This is a genomic window from Edaphobacter sp. (genome assembly GCF_035532915.1).
Lineage (GTDB): Bacteria > Acidobacteriota > Terriglobia > Terriglobales > Acidobacteriaceae > Edaphobacter.
This window is the reverse complement of record NZ_DATKQC010000303.1, coordinates 1-5319: the sequence shown is the minus strand read 5'-3', so window position 1 is coordinate 5319 and position 5319 is coordinate 1. Positions and strand designations below refer to the sequence as shown.

At 56.7% G+C, this 5319-nt stretch carries 5 protein-coding genes; 2 read left to right on the top strand and 3 right to left on the bottom strand.

Annotation, left to right across the window (positions count from 1 at the left end):
- Nucleotides 1-282: 282 nt before the first annotated feature.
- Together VMU57_RS14475 and VMU57_RS23095 are read left to right on the top strand one after the other, a co-directional pair.
- Entirely contained in the window at nt 283-1152 is an 870-nt protein-coding gene (locus VMU57_RS14475) for a RepB family DNA primase (protein WP_325384619.1), read from the top strand.
- Nucleotides 1052-1351, top strand: coding sequence for a nucleotidyl transferase AbiEii/AbiGii toxin family protein (locus VMU57_RS23095; RefSeq protein WP_414648654.1), 300 nt, complete (start codon nt 1052-1054; stop codon nt 1349-1351). Before VMU57_RS14475 ends, VMU57_RS23095 begins: the two co-directional genes overlap by 101 nt.
- Nucleotides 1352-1717: 366 nt before the next feature.
- Here VMU57_RS23095 and VMU57_RS14470 read toward each other — a convergent pair whose 3' ends face one another.
- The 3 genes from VMU57_RS14470 to VMU57_RS14460 form a co-directional block, all read right to left on the bottom strand.
- Entirely contained in the window at nt 1718-2434 is a 717-nt protein-coding gene (locus VMU57_RS14470) for a DCL family protein (protein ID WP_325384617.1), read from the bottom strand.
- Nucleotides 2435-2563: 129 nt separating this feature from the next.
- Complete coding sequence (locus VMU57_RS14465) at nt 2564-4330, bottom strand: UvrD-helicase domain-containing protein (protein WP_325384615.1); 1767 nt, start codon at nt 4328-4330, stop codon at nt 2564-2566.
- Nucleotides 4327-5319 (bottom strand): ATP-dependent nuclease (locus VMU57_RS14460; protein WP_325384613.1); only part of this gene is annotated, 993 nt, incomplete at its 5' end. The genes VMU57_RS14465 and VMU57_RS14460, both read right to left, overlap by 4 nt.

The window sequence follows — 5319 nt, the reverse complement described above, 5'->3', positions numbered from 1 at the left end:
CTGATGCGTGCGCTTCACCCACACCCGGCCATCGGCGTTCAGCAAGATATCTTCAGTGCGATGATCTTCAAGGCAGGAAGCGACGAGCGGCCCGAGTTCCCGGACCAGCTTTTCATTGCGGCGTTCGGTCACTTGCTGAAGTTCTTGCATTCAGATGCACTCGCTCATTCGATCTAAACTTACCCTGCTGTATGCCAACCAATGGTACTATACATACAGACTGTTAATGACTAGGGTACGTTATTACGCCCGAGTCGTGCGCTTGTCAAGTCGAAAAAGCAGATGACAACGATCAGCACACCGGAAGCCGTCGAGAAGCAGAGCCGCGCCATGGGCGCAAAGGCTTTTGAAGTTGGCCTGTTTGATCCGAATGCCGCGCACGGAGCGATGCTCCCGCGTGTGTGGGAGACGGGCACGTTGCTTCGCTCCATTTCTTGGTTGCGCTTGAAAAATGCTGAAGGCCGGAACATCTACATCCGGCCAGCCGGCGAACATAGTCTTTCGCTAATCGACGACGCCAGTATCCAGGTCATCGAGCGTTTGAAATCGGAAGGCTTTGCACCAGCGGTTGTTCTTGAAACTTCTCCGGGGAACTTTCAAGCATGGCTGAACCACGGACAGATTCTGCCGAAACCTCTTTCTACGTTTGCAGCACGATTGCTGGCGTCACGCTTTGGCGGTGACCTTGCTTCGGCGGATTGGCGACACTACGGAAGACTGGCGGGCTTCACGAATCGCAAAGACAAATATCGAAAGGCGGATGGAACCTTTCCCTTTGTGCGGCTCCATGAATCCACGGGAGTAGTCTATCCAAAAGCGATAGCATTTCTCGCGGAAGTCAAAGGCCTATATGAAGCGGAGAGATCCAAGATTCCGCCTCTTGCCTCGTTGCAGCACCGCAGGGAGTGCCGTTCGAATCTCAGAAGCATCGAGGACTTCCGCGCGAGACCAATCTACGGCGGCGACCACACCCGAGTTGACCTCGCCTATGCCATTTACGCTTTGGCCCACGGCGTCCCGGAGAACGAAGCCCGCAACGCGCTTGCCTCGCGTGATCTTGCGCACAAAGGAAATAGAAAACGCCAAGAAGAGTATATTGATCGGACAATCAAGAAGGCTCGGGGACGAATCGGAAACAATTGCGAAAGCTAATGACTTTCTCCCCAAAACGCAACATTCTTCCTCATCGCAGCGGACGCTCTGGAAGGAATTGAAGGCCACGCCAAACCATTTTGTGCTATACGGCGGGACCGCTCTCGCTTTCAGACTCGGGCATCGCATCTCGGAAGATTTCGATTTCTTTACGAATGAGAGTTTTGAGGCGCAGAATTTATTGGAACGCATACCTTAGCGTCAGCAGCATACGGAAGAAAAGCCCTTCGCCAGATCTGTTGCGGAAGGTCTTCCATATGAGTAACGGAGATCGAGCGACATGTTCCTGAGGCGGGGTGGAGGTTTGCTGGGAAGATTAGCGCCAAGAACTTCCTCCCCTACTTGGAGATTCTTCGCACGCACAACTTCGATCTTGCTCGGGTCGAGCGCGCGCTGGCCCTGTACTGCCTATAGCTCCTGCCGAAGGAATCCCAGCAGAGGCCGTCGACCGAGCAACATCCCCAAGCAGGAATTTATATTTGCTTTAATTACAGTTGGTTACGATCGGAATGCTGATGATAATGGTTGATCACCTTCACTTCAGGAGACCCAGGTTGCGCCACTACTACTCTTGCAAGCTTACGCGTCCTGCCTTCAGGCGATGACGGCTGCCTTCCGCGAGATTGACGGTGTCCTTGACAAAATCGAGCCGCGCCACTTTTGTGTGATAGGCTCGGAACGCTTCGCCCAGCTTGTCGTCCGTGACTTCCGGCGACACTTGATCGTCCTGTCCAGTCGTCAGCGGCACATCATCCAACGACAGGCCCCTCGAACACAGAAACGTCGTCACGATGACCTCGAATGTCATCGGCGGCCGATGATCCATGTGGGCTTGCTCGCGAGAAATACGCTCGCCTGTCGCGGCACAGGCTACGAGGCCCTTCGCATCGATATGTGCTGCGAAAAAAGCGTCGCGGGCCTTGTAGAGGTCAAACCTCACAGCTCGGCGGAATGCCTGGCTGACTTCCTGCTTGCGACTCGGCGCACGTTGCGAAATGCAATGCGGGTAGGAGAAATCCGTCCCCGTGCCGTCAACGCGAACGATACGGAAGCATTGCGTGCCGTGTTCCGTCATGGCAACCTGAAAATAGTTAACGCCGCAGCCAACCTTCGCGACATACTCGGTGTGCCGTTCCAGCAGAGCGACGAGATCAAGGTAGTCTTCATCGAGCACCCGCTCGCCCGGCTTGTAGCGGTTCAGCATCGCCTTAAAGAAGGCGGAGGCTTCCCCCTGCGTATTGAAGCTGCGAGTACCAAGCTCAACGAGTTTTCCACGCGCCATCTATGCCGCTCCCACTGGTGCGCCCGTGCTGAACTCGAATTGCGCCTCACATCCCTGATGGGCGCACACAGGCTCAGTAATCATCTCGCGTACCATCATCTCATCTCCTTAACCCAGGAGGATCAAACATTAAGTGACATCAATTCGAAAATTGACGTGGTTAACATCCAAGAGATTTCTGACGCGGTCGCCATATGCGGCTGGTACGGCGATGACGCAAAGTCTCTTGGCTCTAGTGATGCCAACATAAATCACCCGCTTGGCTTCGCCGTCTGTGCAGTTCTGCCAGGTGGTCAGAAGTTGTTCCGTACGCCGAGGCTCTCTGACATCTGGCGGAATAACAACGCAGACGGCGTCGTACTCCTTGCCTTTTGCTTCATGGATAGTGGCGCTCCCAATCTCCGGCGCATTTCCTGCGACCAGAAGCCGCTGCCATCCCGCATCCGCACGGTTTTGGAAATATTGCCGCTCCGACGTGCCAGGACGGTAGGTGAGTCCCAACCCCAGAACTTCCTCACGCAACGCTGAAATCCACGCGGTGCGGGCACCATTCGTATCAGCGCAACTCCGTGGAAGGCGACAGATGAGTTCGAGCGCGCTACGCCGCAGCCATCGCGGATCAATACCACGCCGCTCCGCTGCACGGGATGGTATCTCGCCGTCTTCGATTTGCCCCATAAGGTCGAGGATGGCGCGTTCAACGAAGCGCAGGGCAGACTCGCGTGCACGGTTCGACATAGAAGAAGTCCAAAACATGCCGACTGCGCGCGCAATTAGGGCAGCATTGGAGTTTCCCGCATCCTCCTCACAGCCGGAGCCGGATGCGCGGAGCGCATTTTTCCGTGCGTGAGCTAGGACGATCCCGTCTTTCGTGGCTATACCGAATACTTGCATCAGCTCGCAAAACCGGCGGCCGATGACATCCGATACAGGTGATCCCTGGTAGGTAAGAACGTGAACGGGCTCTGCGATCGTGGCCGTCTCGCCGAGGGACTTGTCGGGGACGGCACGGGTGCGCAACGTGGCAGCAACGCCACAGATGGATGGACTGCTACGGAAATTACCCGTGAGCGGCAAGCAGTCCCCATCATCGTATCCGTTGGCAATGGCCCGTAGGTCCGCTGGACTGCCATGCCGGAATCCATATATCGCCTGATCGGGATCGGCCACAACGGTGACAGTGACACCATTCTCATGAAGCCAGCGGATAATCTGACAGTCGAGCGGATTGCAATCTTGCGCTTCGTCCACGATGACTTCCTGAAATCGCGCTGCCAGTGCCCTCCCCAGCGCGGTGGACCACGGGGCGCTCTGAAGACGCCGTACGACATCAACCCGGACATCCGCTGCACTCAGATACCCTCTCTGGCGTAAGGCGCGGCGTCTCTGCGCGGCAGCCTGGTGGTAAGCCGCCTGATTGGCTTGGACATGCGCGCGCAGTCCGGTGTGCCCGATGGAAGCTGGATCGATCTGGCCATTTTCTGCATCGAAGAGATCGAGTCCGGCCCCATCACCTCGGAACGCATGTGTACCCCGCAGACGAACGTTCACACCGAGCGTCTCCCAGCTATCGACGACCGACGGACGAATGACGACACCTTCAATTCCACCAGGAGAAAAGAAAAATTGGCGCAGGAACGCATCGAATGTTCCGACAAATCCAGGATGGCGGAGCGCCCGGTCCAGACCGAGACTATGGCACTGACCGATGAACGCCTCGATGGCCGAATTCGTAAACGATAGGATTGCGAGGCCGCGACGCACCGGCAGGGTAGGCGCAATGCGTGCAACCCGCGCTACAATCGCCCGCGTCTTTCCTGCACCGGGACACGCCTCCACGAAAACCCCTGGGACGTGATTGGCAAATGTGCGCTGCTCATCGGTCAGCGGCATCATGGTTCGGCGACCTTCCGGATGGCCTGGGCCAGATACGCAGGAACCTGGAAGGGCTCACCGGCTTCAATGAGGTCGGCTACTCGCTGTGCGAAATCACCTTTACGCGTCTGCTTTGCTTTTAGCAGTTCGACGAAAGCCGTCGCCCGATTGTTGGGCTGAGCCCCATCGACTTCATCGGTCCAGCGAGCTTCGGATTGTGGGTAGATCGCTAGAAAGGCCGCTTTAAGCAGTGCTTGGTTTCCTGTTAAGAAAAGCTCATGTTCCAAGGTCACAGCGTTGGTGAACACACTGAGTTTCGCGACGGTGCCCCAGCCTGTTGCTTGTGCCTCAAGATCCGCCTTGCGGTTTCCTGGCACGCTCGGGTCAGCATCTGTCACCACTACAACACGGTCGGCGACGGTTGACTCGCCGGATGGACGAAGCAATACTTCGACATAAGGGGCGAAATCGACACCGTCGATTGGTACAAGCACGGTGCCCCTGAAGCGCTGCCATGCATGGGCATCACCTCGTAGCACATGTCTCTCTGCAATTGCGGGAAGCAGAAGTGCCTCGGCGATACCTTCGACGAGGAGCGCCCGGCTTCCAAATAAGAGCGCGGAGCGCGTCACATCGAGATACCGGCTGACCTTCCGCAGGACAGGGGCGCTCAGCCCGATTGTCGCGATAGGGATTGATGCCGTGCAATGAACGGGAGGAATGACGGCATCATCGCGAACTGATCTGACCACAACAAGATGCTCCGGTGACACCCAGGCAGTCAGGTTCGGCGAGTGCGTGGTGACGACAACCTGAATGCGTCCTTCGGGTTGACCGGCTGGGACCTTTTCTGTGGCGGACTTCTTCGTTTGGCCGAGCATGAAGTCGAGGACAAGCATTTGAAGTTGCGGATGGAGGTGCGCTTCTGGCTCCTCTACCAGAAATATGGTTAGGTCCGCTTCCCGTGCCTTCGCGAGTTCGACAATGACGGTCGCCATATAGAGGAGGTT

Coding starts and splice junctions, on each gene's coding strand:
- VMU57_RS14475 (WP_325384619.1), top strand. CDS start 283: ATGACAACGATCAGCACACCGGAAGCCGTCGAGAAGCAGAGCCGCGCC.
- VMU57_RS14465 (WP_325384615.1), bottom strand. CDS start 4,330: ATGATGCCGCTGACCGATGAGCAGCGCACATTTGCCAATCACGTCCCA.
- VMU57_RS14470 (WP_325384617.1), bottom strand. CDS start 2,434: ATGGCGCGTGGAAAACTCGTTGAGCTTGGTACTCGCAGCTTCAATACG.